Origin of the sequence: Acinetobacter radioresistens DSM 6976 = NBRC 102413 = CIP 103788, assembly GCF_006757745.1 — a bacterium.
Lineage (GTDB): Bacteria > Pseudomonadota > Gammaproteobacteria > Pseudomonadales > Moraxellaceae > Acinetobacter > Acinetobacter radioresistens.
In genome coordinates this window covers 2977746-3000685 of sequence record NZ_AP019740.1, presented here as the reverse complement: position 1 = coordinate 3000685, position 22940 = coordinate 2977746, and the positions used below count along the sequence as shown (strand labels likewise).

16 protein-coding genes and 2 rRNA genes are annotated in these 22940 nt (G+C 45.5%); 8 read left to right on the top strand and 10 right to left on the bottom strand.

Going from position 1 to position 22940, the window contains the following annotated elements; genetic code table 11:
* The first annotated feature begins 357 nt into the window (after positions 1–357).
* Both ACRAD_RS14140 and rrf read left to right on the top strand, forming a co-directional pair.
* Positions 358–3247, top strand: a 23S ribosomal RNA gene (locus ACRAD_RS14140).
* A 190-nt stretch (positions 3248–3437) separates the two neighbouring features.
* A 5S ribosomal RNA gene (gene rrf, locus ACRAD_RS14135) occupies positions 3438–3552 on the top strand.
* 106 nt (positions 3553–3658) lie between these two features.
* On the opposite strand, the gene ACRAD_RS14130 is transcribed toward rrf, so the two are convergent.
* The 3 genes from ACRAD_RS14130 to ACRAD_RS14120 all read right to left on the bottom strand — a co-directional run bounded on the left by ACRAD_RS14130 (position 3659) and on the right by ACRAD_RS14120 (position 6289).
* Positions 3659–4204 (bottom strand): type 1 glutamine amidotransferase domain-containing protein, encoded by a 546-nt coding sequence (locus ACRAD_RS14130; protein WP_005023879.1) that lies wholly within the window; start codon positions 4202–4204, stop codon positions 3659–3661.
* Positions 4205–4438: 234 nt separating this feature from the next.
* Positions 4439–5524: a zinc-binding metallopeptidase family protein gene (locus ACRAD_RS14125; RefSeq protein WP_005023883.1), complete on the bottom strand. Its 1086-nt coding sequence runs from the start codon at positions 5522–5524 to the stop codon at positions 4439–4441.
* Positions 5525–5596: 72 nt separating this feature from the next.
* Positions 5597–6289 (bottom strand): TIGR04219 family outer membrane beta-barrel protein, encoded by a 693-nt coding sequence (locus ACRAD_RS14120; RefSeq protein ID WP_005023885.1) that lies wholly within the window; start codon positions 6287–6289, stop codon positions 5597–5599.
* Positions 6290–6824: 535 nt separating this feature from the next.
* Between ACRAD_RS14120 and ACRAD_RS14115 the strand changes: the two genes are divergently transcribed.
* The 3 genes from ACRAD_RS14115 (at position 6825) to zupT (ending at position 9339) form a co-directional block, all read left to right on the top strand.
* Positions 6825–8303, top strand: a complete 1479-nt coding sequence (locus ACRAD_RS14115) for a sodium-dependent transporter (RefSeq protein ID WP_005017616.1) — start codon at positions 6825–6827, stop codon at positions 8301–8303.
* An 8-nt stretch (positions 8304–8311) separates the two neighbouring features.
* On the top strand, positions 8312–8440 hold the full coding sequence (locus ACRAD_RS14110) for a methionine/alanine import family NSS transporter small subunit (RefSeq protein ID WP_005017618.1): 129 nt from the start codon (positions 8312–8314) through the stop codon (positions 8438–8440).
* 89 nt (positions 8441–8529) lie between these two features.
* Positions 8530–9339: a zinc transporter ZupT gene (zupT, locus tag ACRAD_RS14105; RefSeq protein WP_005023887.1), complete on the top strand. Its 810-nt coding sequence runs from the start codon at positions 8530–8532 to the stop codon at positions 9337–9339.
* Between the two features lie 23 nt (positions 9340–9362).
* Here the strand turns inward: zupT and rsmB are convergent, their stop codons facing one another.
* Together rsmB and fmt are read right to left on the bottom strand one after the other, a co-directional pair.
* On the bottom strand, positions 9363–10670 hold the full coding sequence (gene rsmB, locus ACRAD_RS14100; RefSeq protein ID WP_005023889.1) for a 16S rRNA (cytosine(967)-C(5))-methyltransferase RsmB: 1308 nt from the start codon (positions 10668–10670) through the stop codon (positions 9363–9365).
* Positions 10667–11629, bottom strand: a complete 963-nt coding sequence (gene fmt / locus ACRAD_RS14095) for a methionyl-tRNA formyltransferase (protein WP_005023891.1) — start codon at positions 11627–11629, stop codon at positions 10667–10669. The genes rsmB and fmt overlap by 4 nt, the downstream gene beginning before the upstream one ends.
* A gap of 315 nt (positions 11630–11944) precedes the next feature.
* Here fmt and ilvD point away from each other — a divergent pair, with 315 nt between their 5' ends.
* Positions 11945–13630 (top strand): dihydroxy-acid dehydratase, encoded by a 1686-nt coding sequence (gene ilvD, locus ACRAD_RS14090; protein WP_005023893.1) that lies wholly within the window; start codon positions 11945–11947, stop codon positions 13628–13630.
* 74 nt (positions 13631–13704) lie between these two features.
* Complete coding sequence (locus tag ACRAD_RS14085) at positions 13705–15009, top strand: hypothetical protein (RefSeq protein WP_005023895.1); 1305 nt, start codon at positions 13705–13707, stop codon at positions 15007–15009.
* Between the two features lie 64 nt (positions 15010–15073).
* Here the strand turns inward: ACRAD_RS14085 and ACRAD_RS14080 are convergent, their stop codons facing one another.
* A complete protein-coding gene (locus ACRAD_RS14080) occupies positions 15074–15820 on the bottom strand; it encodes an HAD family hydrolase (RefSeq protein WP_005023898.1) in 747 nt (248 codons plus the stop codon).
* Between the two features lie 184 nt (positions 15821–16004).
* Between ACRAD_RS14080 and ACRAD_RS14075 the strand changes: the two genes are divergently transcribed.
* Positions 16005–16748, top strand: coding sequence for a sulfite exporter TauE/SafE family protein (locus ACRAD_RS14075; RefSeq protein ID WP_005023901.1), 744 nt, complete (start codon positions 16005–16007; stop codon positions 16746–16748).
* Here ACRAD_RS14075 and ACRAD_RS14070 read toward each other — a convergent pair.
* The 4 genes from ACRAD_RS14070 to ACRAD_RS14055 form a co-directional block, all read right to left on the bottom strand.
* Positions 16745–17650, bottom strand: a complete 906-nt coding sequence (locus ACRAD_RS14070; protein WP_005017641.1) for a LysR substrate-binding domain-containing protein — start codon at positions 17648–17650, stop codon at positions 16745–16747. The two genes, ACRAD_RS14075 and ACRAD_RS14070, sit on opposite strands and share 4 nt — an antisense overlap.
* Before the next feature lie 88 nt (positions 17651–17738).
* On the bottom strand, positions 17739–19034 hold the full coding sequence (locus ACRAD_RS14065; protein ID WP_005023905.1) for a solute carrier family 23 protein: 1296 nt from the start codon (positions 19032–19034) through the stop codon (positions 17739–17741).
* Between the two features lie 363 nt (positions 19035–19397).
* The gene (gene ppc / locus ACRAD_RS14060; RefSeq protein ID WP_005023907.1) at positions 19398–22082 is read right to left on the bottom strand and encodes a phosphoenolpyruvate carboxylase; all 2685 of its coding nucleotides are present in this window, start codon (positions 22080–22082) and stop codon (positions 19398–19400) included.
* A gap of 151 nt (positions 22083–22233) precedes the next feature.
* Entirely contained in the window at positions 22234–22866 is a 633-nt protein-coding gene (locus ACRAD_RS14055; RefSeq protein WP_005017644.1) for a TetR/AcrR family transcriptional regulator, read from the bottom strand.
* Positions 22867–22940: the final 74 nt, after the last annotated feature.

The following is a 22940-nucleotide window of genomic DNA, read 5'->3' as shown; positions in this document are numbered from 1 at the left end:
AAACATGATTTGATTCGAAGCTAGAGATTACAGAATTTAGTAAATGGAAGGTTCAAGAATCCTGGTTTATTAACTTCTGTGATTTATCACAGTTGACTGCAATCCGACGAGGATGCAGTGAATCATTAACAGATTGGCAAATTTGAGTCTGAAATAAATTGTTCAACTCATTCAATAGACGTTACAGGGCAACCTGTTGACTAACGTAGATTGAACTGAGAACTAGCAAATTAACTGAATCAAGCGTTTTGGTATATGAATTTAGATTGAAGCTGTACAGTGCTTAAATGCACAGTGCTCTAAACTGTAATGTTGAAGTTGCTCCTTGTAGGTAACGTCGACTGTTTGGGGTTGTATAGTCAAGTAATTAAGTGCATGTGGTGGATGCCTTGGCAGTCAGAGGCGATGAAAGACGTGATAGCCTGCGAAAAGCTTCGGGGAGGCGGCAAATATCCTGTGATCCGGAGATGTCTGAATGGGGAAACCCACTTACCATAAGGTAGGTATTGCATGATGAATACATAGTCATGCAAGGCGAACGAGGGGAAGTGAAACATCTCAGTACCCTCAGGAAAAGAAATCAATTGAGATTCCCTCAGTAGCGGCGAGCGAACGGGGATCAGCCCATTAAGTTATGTGTGTTTTAGCGGAATGCTCTGGGAAGTGCAACCGTAGAGGGTGATAGTCCCGTACACGAAAGGGCACACATAATGATGACGAGTAGGGCGAGGCACGTGAAACCTTGTCTGAATATGGGGGGACCATCCTCCAAGGCTAAATACTCCTGACTGACCGATAGTGAACCAGTACCGTGAGGGAAAGGCGAAAAGAACCCCTGTGAGGGGAGTGAAATAGATCCTGAAACCGCATGCATACAAGCAGTGGGAGCACCTTCGTGGTGTGACTGCGTACCTTTTGTATAATGGGTCAGCGACTTATATTCAGTGGCGAGGTTAACCGAATAGGGGAGCCGTAGAGAAATCGAGTCTTAATAGGGCGTCTAGTCGCTGGGTATAGACCCGAAACCGGGTGATCTATCCATGAGCAGGTTGAAGGTTGGGTAACACTAACTGGAGGACCGAACCCACCGTCGTTGAAAAGCCGGGGGATGACTTGTGGATAGGGGTGAAAGGCTAATCAAACTCGGTGATAGCTGGTTCTCCCCGAAAGCTATTTAGGTAGCGCCTCGGACGAATACCATTGGGGGTAGAGCACTGTTTCGGCTAGGGGGTCATCCCGACTTACCAAACCGATGCAAACTCCGAATACCAATGAGTACTATCCGGGAGACAGACTGCGGGTGCTAACGTCCGTAGTCAAGAGGAAAACAATCCAGACCGCCAGCTAAGGCCCCAAAATCATAGTTAAGTGGGAAACGATGTGGGAAGGCATAGACAGCTAGGAGGTTGGCTTAGAAGCAGCCACCCTTTAAAGAAAGCGTAATAGCTCACTAGTCGAGTCGGCCTGCGCGGAAGATGTAACGGGGCTAAAACTATGTGCCGAAGCTGCGGATGCACATTTATGTGCGTGGTAGGGGAGCGTTCTGTAAGCCGATGAAGGTGGATTGAGAAGTCTGCTGGAGGTATCAGAAGTGCGAATGCTGACGTGAGTAACGACAAAACGGGTGAAAAACCCGTTCGCCGAAAGACCAAGGGTTCCAGTCCAACGTTAATCGGGGCTGGGTGAGTCGACCCCTAAGGCGAGGCCGAAAGGCGTAGTCGATGGGAAATTGGTTAATATTCCAATACTTCTGTGTAATGCGATGAGAGGACGGAGAAGGTTAGGTCAGCCTGGCGTTGGTTGTCCAGGTGGAAGACAGTAGGCATGCATCTTAGGCAAATCCGGGGTGCTCTATGCTGAGAGTCGATAGCAAGCCAGTTTACTGGCGAAGTGGCCGATACCATACTTCCAAGAAAAGTCTCTAAGCTTCAGTTACACAGGAATCGTACCCGAAACCGACACAGGTGGTCAGGTCGAGTAGACCAAGGCGCTTGAGAGAACTCTGCTGAAGGAACTAGGCAAAATGGTACCGTAACTTCGGGAGAAGGTACGCTGCTGATGGTGATAGGACTTGCTCCTTGAGCTGTCGGCAGCCGCAGAAACCAGGCCGCTGCAACTGTTTATTAAAAACATAGCACTCTGCAAACACGAAAGTGGACGTATAGGGTGTGATGCCTGCCCGGTGCTGGAAGGTTAATTGATGGGGTTAGCGTAAGCGAAGCTCTTGATCGAAGCCCCAGTAAACGGCGGCCGTAACTATAACGGTCCTAAGGTAGCGAAATTCCTTGTCGGGTAAGTTCCGACCTGCACGAATGGCATAATGATGGCGGCGCTGTCTCCAGCAGAGGCTCAGTGAAATCGAAATCGCTGTGAAGATGCAGTGTACCCGCGGCTAGACGGAAAGACCCCGTGAACCTTTACTGCAGCTTGACACTGAACTTTGACCTTACTTGTGTAGGATAGGTGGGAGGCTTTGAAGTAGGGACGCCAGTTCCTATGGAGCCATCCTTGAAATACCACCCTGGTAATGTTGAGGTTCTAACTCTGACCCATAATCTGGGTCGAGGACCGTGTCTGGTGGGTAGTTTGACTGGGGCGGTCTCCTCCTAAAGAGTAACGGAGGAGTACGAAGGTGCGCTCAGCGTGGTCGGAAATCACGCGTAGAGTATAAAGGCAAAAGCGCGCTTAACTGCGAGACCCACAAGTCGAGCAGGTACGAAAGTAGGTCTTAGTGATCCGGTGGTTCTGTATGGAAGGGCCATCGCTCAACGGATAAAAGGTACTCTGGGGATAACAGGCTGATACCGCCCAAGAGTTCATATCGACGGCGGTGTTTGGCACCTCGATGTCGGCTCATCTCATCCTGGGGCTGAAGCAGGTCCCAAGGGTATGGCTGTTCGCCATTTAAAGAGGTACGCGAGCTGGGTTTAGAACGTCGTGAGACAGTTCGGTCCCTATCTACCGTGGGCGCTGGAAATTTGAGAGGATCTGCTCCTAGTACGAGAGGACCAGAGTGGACGAACCTCTGGTGTACCGGTTGTGACGCCAGTCGCATCGCCGGGTAGCTATGTTCGGAAGGGATAACCGCTGAAAGCATCTAAGCGGGAAGCCTACCTCAAGATAAGATTTCCCCGTGACTTTATGTCACCTAAAGAGCCGTTCAAGACCAGGACGTTGATAGGTTGGATGTGGAAGCATAGTGATATGTGAAGCTGACCAATACTAATTGCTCGTGAGGCTTGACTATACAACACCCAAACAGTTGTATACAAAGCATCAATCGATTCATAAATATGCAATATCCCTTGATTCAGCCTAATGCTGGAACATACAATTCAGACCCAGATCTGCCCGCTGTTAATAACTCATTTGGACCAAAGTACGGCACATACTGCACCGCAGTTAAATCAGACCCGAACAAGTCCATCAACAGTTGTGCTGGCGACCATAGCAAGAGTGAACCACCTGATCCCTTCCCGAACTCAGAAGTGAAACCTCTTAGCGCTGATGGTAGTGTGGGGTTACCCATGTGAGAGTAAGTCATCGCCAGCTCATTATTCTAAAAAAGCCCCCTCATCGAGGGGGCTTTTTTATGCTTTGATTTTGAAATAGAAGGGGAATTAGCCATCGCGATGCTGGCAATGGCTGATAGCCCGGTTTAAGCGGCTTCTAGTTCTTTTAAAATTGCTTCATTAAATTCAGGCAGGTCTCCTGGATTACGTGAAGTAATTAAAATCCACCCGTGGGCCTTGCAATAGGCCACCGCTTCATCTTTCCATAATCCACCTGCATTTTTCAGGTCCAGTTCCAGGCTTTGATAACCAGTAACGGTTTTACCTTCAATTCGCCCGGCATTAATTAATGTCCAAGGTGCATGACAGATCATGGCAATGGGTTTACCGTTATCTGTAAAATGCTGAATGAGTTGTTGCACCTGTTCATTAATGCGCAGGGTGTCAGCATTTACCGTACCGCCTGGTACAATCAGAATGTCATAATCGATCGGATCGACCTTTTCAAAAGTACTATCAGGTGTGTAGGCTGGTCCAGGTTCTTTATCACCTTTCATGGTCTGTACTTCTTCATTTTTTTCGGCAGCATGAATTGCTTCAATGCCTTTACTCTTCAAAAATTCAAGCGGTTTAATCAGCTCGTCATGTTCTACACCGGCATTTGAAGTAATAATTAATGCTTTTTTTGCCATGTTTCTGAACTCCTTACTGGTTTTATATTTCTTTAGATTAGTCGAGTTTTATAGAACCCCCTATAGCAGTTCTTAAGCAGCTTTGTATAAAACAGATACAGTTTCAAATTTATTTACATTCATTTTTACGACTCATTTAAAAAGCCCTACTAAAAGCAGGGCTTTTTAAATACTGTGTTTTATTCAGCATTAAACTGTCTAATTTAAGTAATAATCATTGTCAATTTCAGTGATTCAGGCTTCCCGTACTTCTGGCTGTAATGCTACTTTGAGTAATCCATTATGTATGAAACGGAGTTTATCCAGTACTGTATCGGATAAGGTAAACGGATAAGCGTCTTCAAGCCCCATACTGCGATTAAGTGCATTTAAGCTATAGCTCAAAGCAAACCAGTTAATCAGGGTCTGTTCAAAGTCCTGTGAGCCAATAGGAGATTCTTTAAACTTCATGGCAGGGTCAGATGGACGGTTAGGCTCTAACCTTAGACCTGCATGATATGCGGTATCGAGCGTATCCATCATATGTAGGTAATGCGCCCAGGTTTCCGCCCAATCTTCCCAAGGATGTGCAGAGGCATACTGGCTAATATAGCTTTCACTCCAGTTCTCTGGTGCACCCTGTTCATAATGATGCTCTAAGGCCTTTGCGTAGTCCTGTCTTTCATCACCAAACAGCTGGCGAAATTCTTCCAGCCATTCCGGATAAGTATGGGTCAGCAGATCAAAATAATAATGGCCGCTTTCGTGACGGAAGTGGCCGAGCAGGGTGCGATAATTTTCACCCATGTTAAGCCGTGTCCGTTCACGATGCACTACATCCGCTTCTGAAGCATTTAAGGTAATCACACCATCAGCATGGCCAGTCATCACAGACTCATGCGGAAGGGGCATCAGGAAATTGAAACGCAGGCCATAACGGTCATGATCATCTGTTTTCGGACGCGGCAAGATATTCATCTGCTGGGTTAGATATAAAAATCTGCGTTTGGCCTGTTCTAATGCTCCCCAATACTGTTTATTTTCGGGAATGGATAGATCCGGAATCTTATGGGTTAACTGACACGAAGGACAATACATATTCGGGTCATCTACCGGAATCATCCAGTTGCAGACCTGGTGGTGAACGTAGTTATAACAGGGTTTATAGTCCGGCTTGGAGTCCTTGGGATCCACATGTTGCCAAAGCTGGTCATTAACTGGCTTGAAAGTACCCATTATTTTCTTTTCGACAATATAGCCTAGAGCGGCTTGGCACTTTTCGCAGTAGATATTATTAAAGAAAACTTGGTTCTGGCATTGTTGGCAATAGAAGATTTTCATTGCTTACTCAGTATGCATAGGTGATGACAACCAGTAATGAAGTTTTATTGGCTGGCCGTCTGGATGTTCTTGTTAAAAATGTGCTTCTAATCCTAGATATGGACCTTTGAACTCGAATTTCAGATCATTATCTTCATAGTCATCCAGGTCGATACTCAAACTACGGTAGCCAACTTTTGCACCTAAATCAACGAGCAGACTGTCAATTACGTTATATTTTATTTCAGCTTGTAGATCAGTTATTTTGGCATCATTAACGTTAGTATAAATACCTTCTGCCTGAGCACTTAGACCAGTAAAGGGAAGTTTGGCCTGCACCAGACCATAAAGTACCGGGTAGGTCTCATCAATGTCGAGGGTATTTAGCCCTACAGAAGAAATTTTACCATCAAGAAAACGTGCTCCCACACCGACATCAGCACTGATAATATTGTCGAGTATCTCGTAATATAAAATAGCATCAGTCTGATCTAGATCTACTTCATGTAATGGTACACCGGCAAGCTCATTTTCTGTCTGACTGTTTAAATTAACATATTTAAGTTTGGCATTCGGTATCAACGGTACAGGATGTTCAATAGAAAGCGACAGCTGAGGGCTACCTTTTTGGTCAAGGTCCTGATCATTAAGGTTCTGTTGGTTGCGGTTGAGCTGGCCATCATAGAACCAGTAATCTATACCGGCTTTTGCACCAATGATATCTGCATGGCTAAGCTGGGCTAGGCTGACCATTAATGCAATACCTGAATATTGAAAAAACTTCATAAGGTCCCTTTTATAATGATGAAAAAGCAAATTAAAAACCGGAGCAGTAAAAAGTGTTTTTTTACTATTTCTACGGGTAATAGAGCGCATCATATAGCAAACTTTATTTGATGACTTATATTTAAATGTAGAGTCAGCAAGAGAAAAATATTGGGTTATATTGGATAAAACAGAAAATTTTTAATAAGATTTTTATAATTTTTAGGACCATATAAGACTGTACTTTATAAATTATTTTTCTAAATAATTGAAATTAAAACAAGTGAAGGATGAATAGACGAAAGATTTAAAAATGTGACTGTAGAAATTACAGCAAAGTAAAACAAAAACAGGTATTGTTTCTTCATAAAAAAGCAAAACTCCAGATTCGGCTTTAAGCAGGCCTTTCTGACTTTGCAGGTTTGTGAATTAGACATACAGCTCAAAAGGCTGACCTAAGTTCAAACAAGGAAGATTTATTCAGGATACTTTTTTTGCTTGCGTTATTATCCCAAAAAAAAGCAGCATTAAAAGAAACCTAAGATTTAGGTGTTTTATGACAGATACTCGTGAAAATTGGTCCGCGCGATCAGGTTTTATTATTGCGGCCATCGGTTCAGCCGTGGGGTTGGGAAATATTTGGCGCTTTCCCTATGTTGCCTATGAAAATGGCGGTGGTGCATTTTTAATTCCCTATCTTATTGCTTTATTAACAGCAGGATTACCCCTGCTATTTCTGGACTATGCCGTCGGGCACCGAAGCAATGGCGCACCGCCTAAGGCTTATAAAAAACTGTTTAAACCTGCTGAATCACTGGGCTGGTGGCAGGTGTGTGTATGTATCATTATTGCTTTGTACTATGCAGGAGTGCTCACCTGGGCGGGTAGTTATATATTTTTCTCTATGGGACAAATATGGGGGAATGACCCGGAGGCTTTCTTCTTCAAAACCTTCCTGAGAACTTCAGAAGCCAGCAATTTTGATATGTCTTTTGTTAGCCATCTTTTTTGGCCTCTGGTGGGTGTCTGGGCGCTGGTTTTGGCTATTCTCTATGGAGGCGTAAAAAAAGGAGTTGAGCTTTCTAACCGTATCTTTATGCCTTTACTGGTAGTGCTATTCACTATTCTGGTGATTCAGGCGTTACGCTTACCAGGGGCAGCTGATGGTTTGAATGCCTTCTTTACCCCGAACTGGAAAGCCATGATGGATTATAAGGTCTGGCTGGCAGCTTATGGTCATATCTTTTTTTCTTTGTCTGTTGGCTTCGGTATTATGGTGACCTACGCCTCCTATCTAAAGCCAAAAACCAATTTAACGGGTTCGGGTCTTATTGTCGGTTTTGCCAATTCGTCATTTGAGCTTCTAGCTGGTATTGGGGTATTTGCTGCATTGGGCTTTATGGCTCACTCGGCCGGTACTAGCGTACAGGAAGTAGTAAGTGGCGGGATCGGACTGGCCTTTATTGCATTTCCTAAACTGATTTCAAGTCTGGGAGCCGGGGCTGATCTGTTTGGTATTCTGTTCTTTGGTTCACTGTTTGTAGCTGGTGTAACTTCAATGGTCAGTATTCTGGAAGTGCCAATTGCTGCCATGCAGGACAAGTTAAACTGGAGCCGCAAGAAAGCTGTAAGTGTGATTGGTTTCAGTACAGGTGCGGTATCTATTTTCCTGTTCTCAAGTGTCAATGCCATCAAGCTGGTCGATATTATTGACCACTTTATTAATAACCTTGGAATTGTGTCGGGTGCTTTAGTTTCAATTATTATCGTTTCCTGGTTCAAACGTGTACTGATGACTGAACTAGAAATTCACATCAACTCGATTTCTACAGTTAAACTGGGCCGTACTTGGGAACTTACACTAACTGTAGTTACTCCAGTGGTACTGCTGTCAACTTTGGCACTGACTTTAAATGCCTTACTGCAAAAAGGCTATGGTGATTACTCCTTAAGCCTTCAGGTCTGGTTTGGCTGGGGCAGTATTATTTTCTGTGCGCTAGGCGCATTGCTGTTTACTAAGCTCAGTCAGCGTTAGGAGGTGATATGAATACATCTGCAATTATTATGCTGGTCATTTCCATTGTCTTTCTATGGGGTGGTCTAATTTTATCTATTCTTCACTTGATGCGACATCCTGAAGAGATCGATATTAATGACCAACATAGACTCTAAATAAAAATACATTGCTTCAATACTGAAAGCCTATAAAAAAAGTCATTATCTCTTGTAGATAATGACTTTTTACTTTTAAGGGACAAACCATGGATAACTTCATGCAGCAAGAAGTCCTGACAGCTTTTCTGGTCACTTTATTGGCCGGACTGGCCACAGTGATTGGCGGAGCGCTGGTCCTGTTTTTTAGGCAGCCCAGCTTCCGGTTTTTATCATTCGGTCTGGCCTTTTCAGCCGGTGCGATGGTTTACGTTTCGCTTACTGAAATTCTTAATAAATCTATTGCTTCTTTCTCTGGTGCTTTTGACCCTAAAACCGGTTATGCCTTGGGAACTTTTTCATTGCTGCTGGGCATTATTCTGGTATTACTACTTGATCACTTCATTCCTAACCCGCATGAAAGTGTAGAAAAAGGTACAGAGCATGGACTGGATCAGCAGCAGCTGATGCGGACGGGACTGCTGACCCTGTTTGCTATTACTGCCCATAATCTGCCCGAAGGTCTGGCAACTTTTTTTGCCACATTGGAAAGTCCGACCTTGGGAGCACCACTTGCAGTTGCAATTGCTATTCATAATATTCCTGAAGGGGTAGCCATTGCTTTACCCGTCTATATAGCCACTCAGAATAAAAAACTTGCTTTAGGTGCAAGCTTTGTTTCCGGTCTTGCTGAACCTATAGGTGCAGCACTTGGCTATTTTATTTTGCAGCCTTTCATGAGTGATGCAATTTATGGCATTGTCTTTGGAATTATTGGTGGAGTGATGGTTTATCTGGCCTTAGACGAGCTGCTGCCCACAGCCAAACGTTATAGCCAAGGCCATGAAACCGTATATGGACTGGTATCCGGCATGGCGATTTTGGCTTCAAGTCTGGTACTGTTCAGATTTATCAGTTAAGAGTGGCTGAATAAAAAAGTGGCTTAAATTGCCACTTTCTTAATTCTACAGTAATAAAAGCCATCGCCATGTCCAGGTTCTGGCAGCAGCTGACGGCCATAGAGCTGCTCAATCCCCCAATCTGCCTGGATCTTGTCTTCTACAGCATCTTTGTGTTCAATAAAGAACTGGGTCATTTGCTGCTCATTTTCAACTTTTAAAATCGAGCAGGTGATATAAAGCAAAGTTCCCCCAACATTAAGCTGTTGCCACATATGATGCAAAATCCGTTTTTGCAGATCGACAGTCTGGGCAATGTCTGAGGGCTGACGCAACAGCCGGATGTCGGGATGCCGGCGCAGGACCCCAATAGCCGAACAGGGCGCATCTAAAATAATACAATCTACTGGCTGTTCAGGCTGCCAGCGTGTTGCATCGCCTGTTTCAATCTGAACATGACCAGCTTCAAGGTCAAGCCGTTGCAGATTCTCTGTAATTCGTTTTAAACGCTGTGGGTCCTGATCTAATGCAACCAGTAGCGCAGGTTGGTACTTTTCTAAAAGATGCGCCGTTTTCCCGCCAGGCGCTGCACAGGCATCAATAACCGTTTTGGTATTCAGATTGGGCAAAAGGCTGGTACTTAGCTGGGCATGTTCATCCTGTACTGAAAACCAGCCCTCGTCATAACCTGGTAGTTCACGGATAGGCATACTCTGGTCCAGTACAATTCCTACCTCTGATACAACGCAGGCATGGGCCTGAATCTGTATATTATGCAGTTGTTCCAGATAGGCTTCACGACTGATTTTACGCTGGTTTACTCTTAGGGTCAGTGGGGCTGATTGCTTGAGGTTCTGGCTGAGTGACTGGATCTGCTCGGGCCAGTCTTTATTTAGTCGTTTAAGCAGCCAGCTTGGCAGACCATGCGCCTGGTTCAGGGTGTGCTGAAATTGCTCGGTTTCCCGTGTGGCCCGCCTTAAAATGGCATTAACCACGCCACTGAGCGGATGAAAGCCCAGCTGTTTAGTTGCAGTGACCGTTTCCGAAATAGCAGCATGTGGCGCAATACGGGTGCAAAGTACCTGATACAATCCTAAATACAGGCAGGTTTCGACTACAGGATTATTCAGGGGCTTGGTCAGCAATGGCAGGGCCAGTGACTTGAGGGCGAACCATTGGCGTAAAGTACCTAGTAACAACTCATGGAACAAGGCTCGGTCACGGTCGGCCACCTGGTTTAGCTGCTGGTTCAGGATCAGTGACAGAGACTGGCCTTGTTGTACTGCCAGCAGACTATGCACCACTTGTGCACGTAAATTCAGGTCTGGACCGGGAGAGGGAATATAACTCATTGTAGGATTTGCCCAACCTTCAGTTTCTGGGTTTGATTAATTTGTACAGCATTCAGCGGTTTACCGCCTGGCCATTGCAGGCTGGTCAAGCAAAGTACAGTGTGCTGACCGCACTTTATATGAACCCCTTTTTTATCGACCGCAACAATCTCACCTGGCTGGGCGGCAGTATCTTGCTGGTCTGAAAGCCGTGATTCCCAGACACGCAGCGCAGTATGGTCATCTAGTTGACAAAATGCTACCGGCCACGGATTAAACGCCCGGATATTGCGGTCCAGAGCTACTGCATCCTGAGTCCAGTCAATTTCTGCTTCAGCCTTGCTCAGCTTATGGGCATACACAGCCAAGCTGTCATTCTGGACTTCACTATCAGCAAGTGCCTGTTGCAGGGTCTGCTCAGATTCGAGCACTGTACAGATGGCTTCAGCGCCTTGTACTGCGAGTTTATCATGCAGAGTTGCCGAGGTATCACTGGCCAGAATCGGACATAGCGTTTTAAGCATCATATCGCCTGTATCCAGCCCGGCAGCCATTTTCATAATAGTGACACCAGTAACCTGATCGCCTGTAGCGATAGCGCGCTGAATAGGGGCAGCACCACGCCAGCGTGGCAGCAGCGAACCGTGAATATTCAAGCAACCATATTTAGGAGTATCTAAAACAGCTTGTGGCAAAATTAGACCATAAGCCGCCACCACCATTACATCTGCATTAAGTGCGGCCAGCTGCTGCTGTGCGGCCAGCCCTTCTTCAGTACTGCTTTTAAAATGCAGAGGCTGAAAAACGGGTAGATCATGTGCAAGTGCCAGCTGTTTTACCGCTGAGGCAGTCAATTTCTGGCCGCGACCTGCCTTGCGGTCTGGCTGGGTATAAACCGCCACAATGTCATGAGGTGTTTTTAATAATGCATTTAAAGCTACTGCGGCAAATTCAGGGGTGCCGGCAAAAATGATTCTCACAAGTGCAATCCGCTATAAACTTGTTTCAAGTATAAGGCATAATCGGCTGGAGGCCTAAAAGCGATGCGTATCCGGCTGTAACCTGAACAAACTGGATGCTATATATGAACAAAAATTTATTTAAAACTATTTATTGATAATTTTATTTTATAGAAAAATAAAAAATTATTCATGCAAGTTTTCGGGATTATTCGAGAGATAAAGCCCTTTGCAGCTTTAAGAAATACAGAGGCTTCTATAGAATGATCACAATTAAAAAATACAGATGATGCGATCATAGCTACGGCCATCGCCTAAGCCACGGAGTGAGTTTTCATGAGCAAAGAAAATATACGCGAGCATTCAGCACCAGTTTATGAGGGCATCGAAAATGCGCCGGCACGTTCCATGATGCGTGCGGTGGGCTTTAATGATGATGATTTTACCCGTCCATTTATTGGTATTGCCTCGACTTGGGCAAATGTTACACCATGCAATATGCATATTGATGGTCTGGCGCGTGAAGTAGAAAGTGGCGTGAATACAGCCGGTGGTAAAGGAATCATTTTTAATACCATTACTATTTCTGACGGTATCTCAAATGGTACTGAAGGTATGAAATATTCACTGGTATCCCGCGAAATTATTGCTGACTCAATTGAAGCTGTTGTTGGCTGTCAGGCTTATGATGGCGTAATTGCAATTGGTGGCTGTGACAAGAATATGCCGGGATGCATCATGGGACTTGCCCGTCTGAACCGCCCGGGCCTGTTTATTTATGGTGGTACGATTCAACCGGGTGAAGGTCACACTGATATGATTTCGGTCTTTGAAGCAGTAGGCCAGCATGCCAAAGGTGAAATCAGTGCAATTCAGGTCAAGCAGATTGAAGAAGTGGCATTGCCTGGTCCGGGATCATGCGGTGGAATGTATACCGCAAATTCAATGGCCTCTGCCATTGAGGCGCTTGGCATGAGCTTGCCGGGTTCATCTTCGCAAGAAGCTATATCAAGTGACAAACAGCTCGATTGTGCGCGTGCTGGCGAAGCAGTAATGAACCTGTTACGTCTGGATATCAAGCCTCGCGATATCATGACCAAGGCGGCATTTGAAAACTCAATTAAAGTTCTGATTGCTCTGGGCGGTTCAACCAACGGTGTATTGCATTTGATTGCGATGGCACATACTGCCGGTGTCGAACTGACACTGGATGACTTCGTACGTATTGGCAAGGATATTCCGGTCGTTGCTGATGTACGCCCTTCAGGTAAATACCTGATGTCGGAACTGATTAAAATCGGAGGCATTCAGCCCCTGATGAAGCGGATGCTGGACCGTGGCATGCTGGATGGTTCTTGCATGACAGTAACTGGTAAGACTCTGGCTGAAAACTTGGCTGATGTAGAAGATTATCCTGAGGGTCAGCAGATTATCATGCCGTTTGATGCACCAATCAAAAAGGATTCACATCTGGTAGTGTTGAAGGGCAACTTGTCTCCTATGGGTGCCGTGGCAAAAATTACCGGTAAAGAAGGGCTTTACTTTGAAGGCCCGGCGCGGGTATTTGAAGGTGAAATTGGAGCTATGCGCGGTATTCTGGATGGCGAAGTTCAAGAAGGCGAAGTTGTGGTCATCCGTGGTGAAGGGCCAAAAGGTGGACCCGGTATGCCAGAAATGCTCAAGCCAACCTCTGCCATTATCGGTAAGGGCTTGGGCCAGACAGTTGCCCTGATTACAGATGGCCGCTTCTCGGGTGGTAGTCATGGTTTTGTAATTGGTCATGTAACTCCGGAAGCCTATGAAGGTGGACCGATTGGTCTGGTCAAAAATGGTGACCGGATTTCGATTAATGCCGAGACCCGTGAGATGACCCTGCATATTTCAGATGAAGAAATGGCAGCTCGTAAAGCCGTTTGGGTTAAACCGAAACCAAATTATACTTCGGGTGCGCTGGCCAAGTTTGCTAAACTGGCAGCAGGCGCAGACAAGGGTGCCGTTACTGATCTAAATCTGGATGTGTAATTGAACATTTTGTCCTGACTTGTTATAAACCCTTGTATTAAGACAAGGGTTTTTTATTTTTAGAGGCTACTCACATGTCACTGTTACGCCGTTGGTTTGATCCGATCCGATCGAGCTGGTTTTATCAAAAACCTTCCCGGCAGGCGGTATTGCCTACAGATCAGGGGCTGAGTATTTATCTGCGGCTGGATGATGTCTATAGTTATCTGGCTGCACAGCAGCTGACCCAGCTCGACAATATTCTCAGTGATGACATCAAGCCGCTCAAAATTATTATTTCAAGCCGGGCAGCTGAACCACCTAATAACATGACTGCCAGTGAATGGCAGGCCTATTGCGTTAATGATGCGCAGATTCTGGCAAAGCAGCACCGTTTTAGCTTTCATGAAACTCCGGAACTGCCTACTGCAGAGGCCTTGCAACAGGCCGAACTGATACTTCGTAATACACCGTTACAGGGGCGTAATTTCCTGTATCTGCTTGAGGATGTGTTTCATATGCTCTGGCAGCAGCAATATGGCAAGTTGCGCACACTGTATGCAATGGCCAAGCGCCATCAACAGCCGCATGACTATCCGGAGCGAATCTTTACAGATAATGCAATCTTGTCCAGCTACTTTGAGTTCGGTGGACGAAAATACCATGCAGTTGATGATCTGCTGCGTTTAACCCGCCGTCTCAAACAGCAAAAACTGCTGACGGGTAATCCGATTTTCCTGATCAATCATATCGAGTGGCGTGAGCATCTGCTCAGTGATGCTGAAGAGCTGTCAGATATTCAGAGTATGCATCCGGAGCTTGATCTGTATATTGCACTTGAAGACCCTATTAGCTGGCTACTGCTGGCTTATATTAAAGAAGAGTTGGCAGATTATTATAATATCCAGTTGCAGGTTTATCCGCTCAGTTACCATGGCCGTGACTGGTTTGACTGGAGTCTGGCCACCCGCCTATCAAAACGCACCGAAGTTGCTTTTACGCCATTTTGCCGCCCCACTCAGGAAGCAACTTTAAATATGGCACGATTATTTTATAGTGTGCCGGAAGAACAGCGTATTGAAACCATGTACACTCTACTCAAAGCAGTGTGGACGCAAGGCAAAGATTTGTCGTATAAACCGCATTTTATGCAACTACAGCATAGTCTGGGAATTGAGCAGCTTGGTGAACAGGATGTTGTGACATTACTGGAAAAGAATGATATGCACTGTGAAAACATGCACCAACCTAGTTTACCAGTATTGCAATTACGGATTGATGGGCAGAGCTATACCTTTAACAGCCTGTACCGGGTCTGGATGATTGAAAGTATTTTTAACAATGTATTGGAAGAAAAGTATAAAACTGAAAATGATGCAGAGCATCAGCAGAGGGATTAATCAAAGAACCTGAACCCGACTGGAATAAAAAAACAGCTGTAAGTTCCAAGCAGTAATATATCAGTTATATTTTCTTTGACCAGACTGAGCTGACAGCCTGCTGGTTCAGAACCTCCAACAATTCTTTATAGTCCTGCACTATATAGTCCGCTTTAAGACGGATTTGATCCTGTTCATGTTGGGAATGTTCATCATATATGGCCACGACCTGTATGCCAGCCGCATGTGCTGCCTCTACACCGACCAGCGAGTCTTCAATAATCAGGCATTCACTGGCTGTAATCTGAAAATGTGCCAAGGTCTTAAGGTAAACTTCAGGATCCGGTTTAATGCGCGTAACATTTTCGCGGGTAAGAATGAGGGAAAACTGGGTATTAAAATCTATCTTCTGGTAAATGTTGGGATTATTCTGCTGATAACGCTGGATATTATGAATACTGGTTGTGGTGGCGAGGGCCAGCAGAAAATTCTGCTGTTGTAATTCCTTTATGAAATGCTCGGCATACGGTTTTAAACGTATTACCTGATCAAGAAAATGCTGGGAGATGGTATAACGTAATGTTTTGATTTCCTGTTTTGATAAAGCAGAACCATAACTGTCTTTTAAAAAACCACAATATTCTAGGTATGGATCAGCATGAGTCCTGAATAGATTCAGTTGCTGGTCGCGCTGCTGTTGAATCTGTGACAGTGAGATGTTCTGGCCCCTCAAGCTTTCAATCAGGTGGGCATCAATATCATTCCAGATACCAACTGAATCGATCAATGTTCCATCCAGATCAAAACAGATTACTTTTTTGTTACTAAACATGGTACGTATTCTTTACTCAGCCCAAGCGCATGGAAGTATAACATGGGCGGCTAAAACAGTTTTCCGCTCTGTCCCTTATATCATTTGGCCTCAATCTTCTGTTGAGGCCTGCTCCATAAAACCCTGATATTGGAAGTTGCTGACTTTACTTAAAATAATCGCTCTACCCAAAGGGATGAGTTGAATGCTTGGTTATGTCATAGGTGTATTTGCAGTAGCGGGAATGATCAAGGGAACTATTGGTCTGGGCCTGCCCGCAGTTTCAATGGGATTGCTAAGTCTGGTGATCAATCCATTTCAGGCGGCTACCTTATTGATTATACCTTCCATGGTCACCAACTTTTGGCAGCTTTTTGCCGAAGGCCATGTGGTACGACTGATCCGACGTTTCTGGCCGATGCTAGTGGGAATAGTCACCGGGACAATATGGAGTATTTTTCCAACCCTGGGTGAAACAGATATGGCGTTTCATAGCGAAATTTTACTAGGGGCTATGTTGGCGCTTTACGGACTATATGGCCTGTGCGCTAAAAATATGCCGAATCTGGCACCGTATGAGAAATGGCTTTCTCCAGCAATAGGATATCTGGGCGGAGCACTGACGGTAGCAACTGGGGTAGTAGTCATCCCGGTTGTCCCTTATTTGCAGTCTTTACAGCTTAAAAAAGATGATCTGGTACAGTCCTTGGGGTTAGCTTTTACCGTTTCCACACTGTGTCTGGCTATTTTTCTGCATCAAAACCCGGTTGATAATACACCGATTGATTATACTCTATCAATGATTGCCTTGATTCCGGCACTTATTGGCATGTGGTTGGGTACTAAAATCCGTTATCAGATAAGCGAGCAGAAATTCCGGAAAGTGTTTTTTATTGGTCTGGTTTTATTCGGCAGTTATATGATGCTACACCAGTTAGGCTGGCTCTAGCCCAGACTGAGCTGACTTTTCTTTGCCAGCAAAAACTGGCTGAAATGCTGATATGGCACAGGCAGCTCGTCAAAACTACGTGCGGCCAATAAGAGTTTACGATTGGCCCAAGCACCATTCAGCTTGATCTGATGGAAGGTGTAATGAACACTTAGTCGCATGGCTGCACGTTTAGGCATAACTGCCACCCCTACGCCATTGGCAACTACCTGGGCAATGGCTGCAAAATTTGGCAGGCGTAAACGGTACTGGATAGCGCAGCCAAGAAGCTGGGCTTGGGTTTCAATTGACTGCTGTAGAGAATGATGCTGCATTAATCCGACAAAAGGCTGGGTGAGCGTATCGGCCAGAACCAATTCTTTAAAATGACTCAGTTCATGCTTTAGGGGGCAGATCAGTACCAAAGGATCATCAGAGAACTCCAGTGTCTGTAACTGATGGGCCTGAAAGAAACTGGAAATCAGGCCCAGGAGCGCCGTCCCCTTATCCAATGCATAAATAATATCGTTACTTTCTGCCTCTTTCAGATCGATTCTGACCTGAGGATTTTCAACCAGATACTGGGGTAGCAACTGTGGCAGATACTCACTTTGTGCAGATGAGTTACACCAGAGTGCGACTTCACAGCTTAAATTTCTGGAGAAAGGTAGCATACTGTGCTGTAAATGCCGCCCTTGCTGGATCATCAATGTGGCCTGCTCGGCAAAGGCTTGTCCGGCTAAGGTCAGACTAACACCAGAAGAGTGCCGGATAAACAGCTGTACGGTAAACTGCTGTTCCAGTTTTTTGATACGTTCACTGGCTGCCTGCAAGGAAATGGCTGAGCGCTCGGCACCCCGGGTCAGACTGCCACTGTCTACAATATTCAAAAAAAGCTGCAGATCAAATAAGTCAAGGCGCATGGCTGAGCTGTTCTGGGAAAGTACCTCTATCTTACTAAAACCCCCATAAAAAAAGCAGCCCGAAGGCTGCCGAAATCAACAGATCAAATCAGGTTTTATCTTTAAGGCTAAAAAACCAGTTCAATAAAATTGCTGCGAAGGTTGCAGTACCAATACCGCCCAGATTAAAGTTGCCAAAGACCAGCTCAAAATTACCGGCTCCCAGAATAATAGTCACGGCAGCAACTACCAGATTTTTGTTATTAGCAAAATCGACCTTGTTTTCAATCCAGATTTTGGCGCCGGCAATGGTAATCAGGCCAAATACTACAATTGATGCACCTGTCAGGATAGCGGTAGGAATAGTAGAGATGACTGCACCAAATTTTGGTGAAAGGCCCAGAAAAATTGCAAAGATACCGGCAATCACAAAAATAATGGTGGAGTAAACCCGGGTAATTGCCATTACCCCAATATTTTCACCATAGGTGGTCATACCGGGAGCACCAACACTGCCTGACAGTGAAGTCGCAATCCCGTCTGCAACAAATGCCTTGCCTAGATGCGGGGTCAGGTTTTCACCTGTCATCGCCCCAACTGCCTTGATATGTCCCAGGTTTTCAGCTACCAGGATCAGTGCAACAGGTGCAATAATCAGCATGGCATTCATTTCAAACCGGGGCGTGGTCATACTTGGAAGTCCGAACCAGGCTGCATTCGAGATGACTGAAAAATCAATCGGTTTACCATAGCCCAGCACATTACTAATGATAAAATAAAGCAGGTAAGACAGTAGTAGCCCAACCAGCAATAATAAACGCTGCAAAAGTCCACGGGTAAAGACTGCGATAATACCCATAGAAAGTACCGTTAGTAGCGCCATCCACATATCAAACTGATTGCCTGCTACACTCTTGACAGTCACTGGCGCAAGGTTCAGGCCAATAATCATTACCACTGCGCCTGTTACCACAGGAGGCATCAGTTTCTCGATCCAGCGGGTACCAGTCAGCATGACAATGAAACCGATGATGGCATAAAATACCCCGCAGGCCACTATACCGCCCAAAGCAACAGCCAGGTTCGGATTGACACCGCTACCAATGGCATGGCCACTTGCTGCTGCGACTACACCAATGAAAGCAAAGCTTGAACCCAGATAACTTGGTACCCGGCCGCCTGTAATTAAAAAGAATAAAATGGTGCAGATCCCGGACATCAAAATAGCTAGGTTAGGATCAAAGCCCATCAGTAAAGGTGCAAGTACCGTTGCGCCAAACATGGCAAATGCATGCTGGATACCTAAAACTACACTTTGTGCCGGAGGGAGATATTCATTGGTAGAGACGGGTCGCTGGTCAATATGACCGGCATAAGGACGCCATTTGGGAAACCAATTGGACATAAAATGAGCTCTTGAAGTTCAAACTGGCGACATCATACTCTTTCTTTTCTGGAGAATTAATCTCTCCAGTAAAATTAAATGATGATAATTACAATAGTTTTTTGGTTTTTTTACCAACCGGTAAAAAGGTTGAATACGCTAAATTTTACGAAATCAATCAATTAATTTATGATTTTTTAGAGTATTGACTTTAAAAATAATTTTTGCATGAGATAAAAATAATATGTTTTAAGCAATATTTTTTAATAGAGTCTGATCGGAATGGCAAAACGGATGAGAGCTACATATTGATCTGCCAGTAAATTAAATCTTATTTACTGGCAGAGATTTTAAGTATTTAAAACCTATTTGCTAAAGTATGGATTAGCCTGTGTTACGTAAACCTGCGGCAATACCGGCAATACTGACCATCAGGGCGTGGTCAACCGGTGTATGTTCAAGTTGCTGTTCAGCCAGATAGATCCGGCGGCGTTTCATCAATTTAGCCTGTAACAGGTGCAGGGGCAACAGATACGGTTTACGCACCCGCATTGACTGATCCAGTACTTCATTATGGCTAAGCAGCTTGGATTCACCCTTGAGTGCCAGTAAAGTCTGAACTGCATCTTGCAGACGCTGACGCAACTCTTGTCCAAGTGCTTTGAGTTCAGGGTCATCAGTCAGATGAGCCTCATAATATAGCGCTACATGGGCATCGGCCTTAGAGAGCACCATTTCCAGCATGTCTATCAGTGTCTGAAAATAAGGCCATTGCTGTAACATTTCATCCAGCAGTTCTTTTTGGCCCTGATCCAGTACCTGATTCAGCGCAGCACCTGTACCCAGCCAGGCAGGGAGCATCAGGCGGATCTGGGTCCAGGCAAATACCCATGGAATAGCACGCAGGGATTCGATACCGCCACTGACTTTACGTTTGGCCGGGCGTGAGCCTAGCGGCAGCATCTGCAGTTCCAGCTCAGGAGTTACAGTACGCAGATATTGCACAAAGTGTGGATTCTCCCGTACAGTCTGGCGATAGACCTGTACTGAAAGATCAGTCATGCGATGCATCAGTTCACGCCATTCGGCTTTAGGTTCTGGCGGTGGCAATAAAGTCGCCTCTAGCGTTGCCGCGGTATAAATTTCCAGATTTTGCAGGGCAATACCTTCCACACCAAATTTGAAGCGAATCATTTCACCCTGTTCTGTTACCCGAATAGCCCCTGATATTGAACCGGGCGGCTGGGAGAATAAAGCCTGCTGGGTCGGTGCTCCACCACGGCTAATAGAACCACCACGACCATGAAACAGAGTCAGCTGAACAGCATGTTGCCGGGCCACCGCAGTTAGCTCTTCCTGAGCACGGTATTGTGCCCAGTTGGCACACATAAAGCCGGCATCTTTTGCGGAGTCGGAATATCCGATCATTACCTCATGCTTACCCTGAATGTGCTGTCTGTACCAGTGCATATTGAACAGTGTCGCCATCGTAGCGGCTGCACCATCCAGATCCTTTAAGGTTTCGAACAGGGGCACAACACGCAATGGTCGTTGTATACCTGCTTCTTTTTGCAGTAGCAGTACGGCCAGTACATCGCTCGGGTACTCCGCCATAGATATAATATAAGCACCCAGGCTTTCAGATGGCTGTTCGGCCAAGGTCTGCATGGTCGCAAACACTTCCTGAACATCGGGATGCAGGATCAGACTTTGTGCCGGCTCATTGAAGTGTTTAGGCAGTAAAGGCCGTTTACTTTGTAATTCCTGCAACAAGAAGTTCTGGCGTGCCTGTTCTGTCCAGGTGTCAAAATTTCCCAGACCCAAGTATTCAGTAATGGCCGAGATGGCTTGGCGATGACGGCCCGACTCCTGACGGACATCCAGTTTTAAGAGTTCGATACCAAAACAGTTAACCCGACGGATAAAATCCAGCAGTCGGCCATTGGCAATTTCTGGCAGGTTACAGGCCATCAGTGAGCGATAACAGAGAAGTAAAGGCTGGAGTAATTCGTCCTTGCTATGAATAACAAGGCTGGCGTCAGCATCTTGCCCCTGTAATTTCTGTGCAAGCCAGTGACGGGTAGCGCGTAAACGTTCGCGTGTTTGACGCAGATATTCCCGGTAGGGTTCAGGGTGGGTATATCCCAACGCTTCGCTCATTTCCTCGGAGCAGTTCTGAATGGAAAGTTCCCAGCGCAAGGCTTCAATATCACGTACATACAGATCAGCAGCCTGCCAGCGTGATAGCCATAAAACTTCCTGTGTAACCTGATGGGTTACATTCGGATTCCCGTCCCGGTCGCCGCCCATCCATGAAGCAAAGCGAATAGGTGCAACTTCGAGCGGCAGAGGTCGGCCACAATGCTCGAGTACCAGCTGATCCAGTTCATGAATAAATTTAGGTACAGCATTCCACAGGGTTTGTTCGATAGTGGTAAAACCCCATTTTGCCTCATCAATCGGGGTTGGACGATGCTGGCGGATTTCATCGGTTTGCCAGGCTGAACAGATCAGCTGCTTCATTTCATCCAGTACACTCTGACGTTCATGAGGGGTCAGTTTTTGCTGGTCCAGACGCGACAGGCACTGGTTGATTCCATCATATTTCTGAATCAGGGTACGGCGACTGACTTCTGTAGGATGTGCAGTCAGTACCAGCTCGATCTTGAGTTCACAAACTTGCTGGTAGAGCGCATCAGCACTGATGTCTTTTTGTTTAAATTTCTGAAACAGGTGATCAAGCGGGTTCGGAGAAGGAGCATTTTCATCGAATTCATGCTGTCTCCGGCTGCGGACCAGATGATATTGCTCGGCAATATTGGCAAAGTTCAGAAAATGGGAAAAAGCCCGGGTCAGGGGCAGAATTTCTTCATCTTTTAATGTTGAAAATAGTTCTTCGAGCTGTTTTTCTGCTTCTTTTTGTCCGTCACGTGCACCTTTAGCCAAAGCACGAATCTGTTCAATCTGATTAAACAAATCCTGTCCCGCATGCAGTTTGAGGGTTTCACCCAGAAGATTACCGAGCAAACGGACATCTTCACGTAACGGGGCATCAATTTGTTGAATCATCACCTTTCTCCTGAGGCTGTTTTCCTTATATCTTTTTGACTATACCGCGATTATGTGACTTGCCAAGACAGAGAATTTGAATTCCTGATCTTTTGTGCAAAAAATAACAGGCAATACAGTTAAAATTTTTAAAATAGAGTAGAAGTCTGGTTCAAGGTGGAGATGAGCGAACCTGATAGCGTAATAAAAACAGCTCAATGGCCTGCTGAATCATGCAGTCACGTTCTTGCTGATCTGGAGCCGGCTGCATACCAAGTAATACATGCTGATGTCGGATACCCAATAACAGGGAAAGTAATAGCTCGGTATACATGACCGGGGCAGCTGGCTGAATAAAGCTCAACTCAATAGCCTGGCGGAAGAAATCTGTCAGGCTATTGGTCAGGCGCTGATGCGAAGCCTTAAAAAACTGTTCTACCAGAGGACTCTGCTCGGCTGCCAGCTGCAGCAGTATATATTCAAGCTTGAGCGCTTCTGGCAGGTAAATTAAATGTAATACCCGGCTACAGACCTGATACAGCTCTTTAGCAAAATGGCTTTGTGCATGCAGACTGAACTGGCGGGCCGGTATCGCTTCCTCGCAACTTTCTTCAATGGCACAGGTAAATAAAGTGGCTTTGTCCTGAAAATGATTATAGACCGTCAGCTTGGTTACACCGGCTTCAGATGCAATCTGGTTCATACTGGAGCCGTGATAGCCCTGTTTTAAAAACATACACTTGGCTGCGGCCAGGATCCGGGCTCGTTTTTCCAAATCTTTAGGACGACCTGCTGTTATTTGCACACCATTATCCAGAAACTTTAAATAAAAGAAGAATTAAAAATATTTTAATTTATGTACCGCGCGGTATATTAATT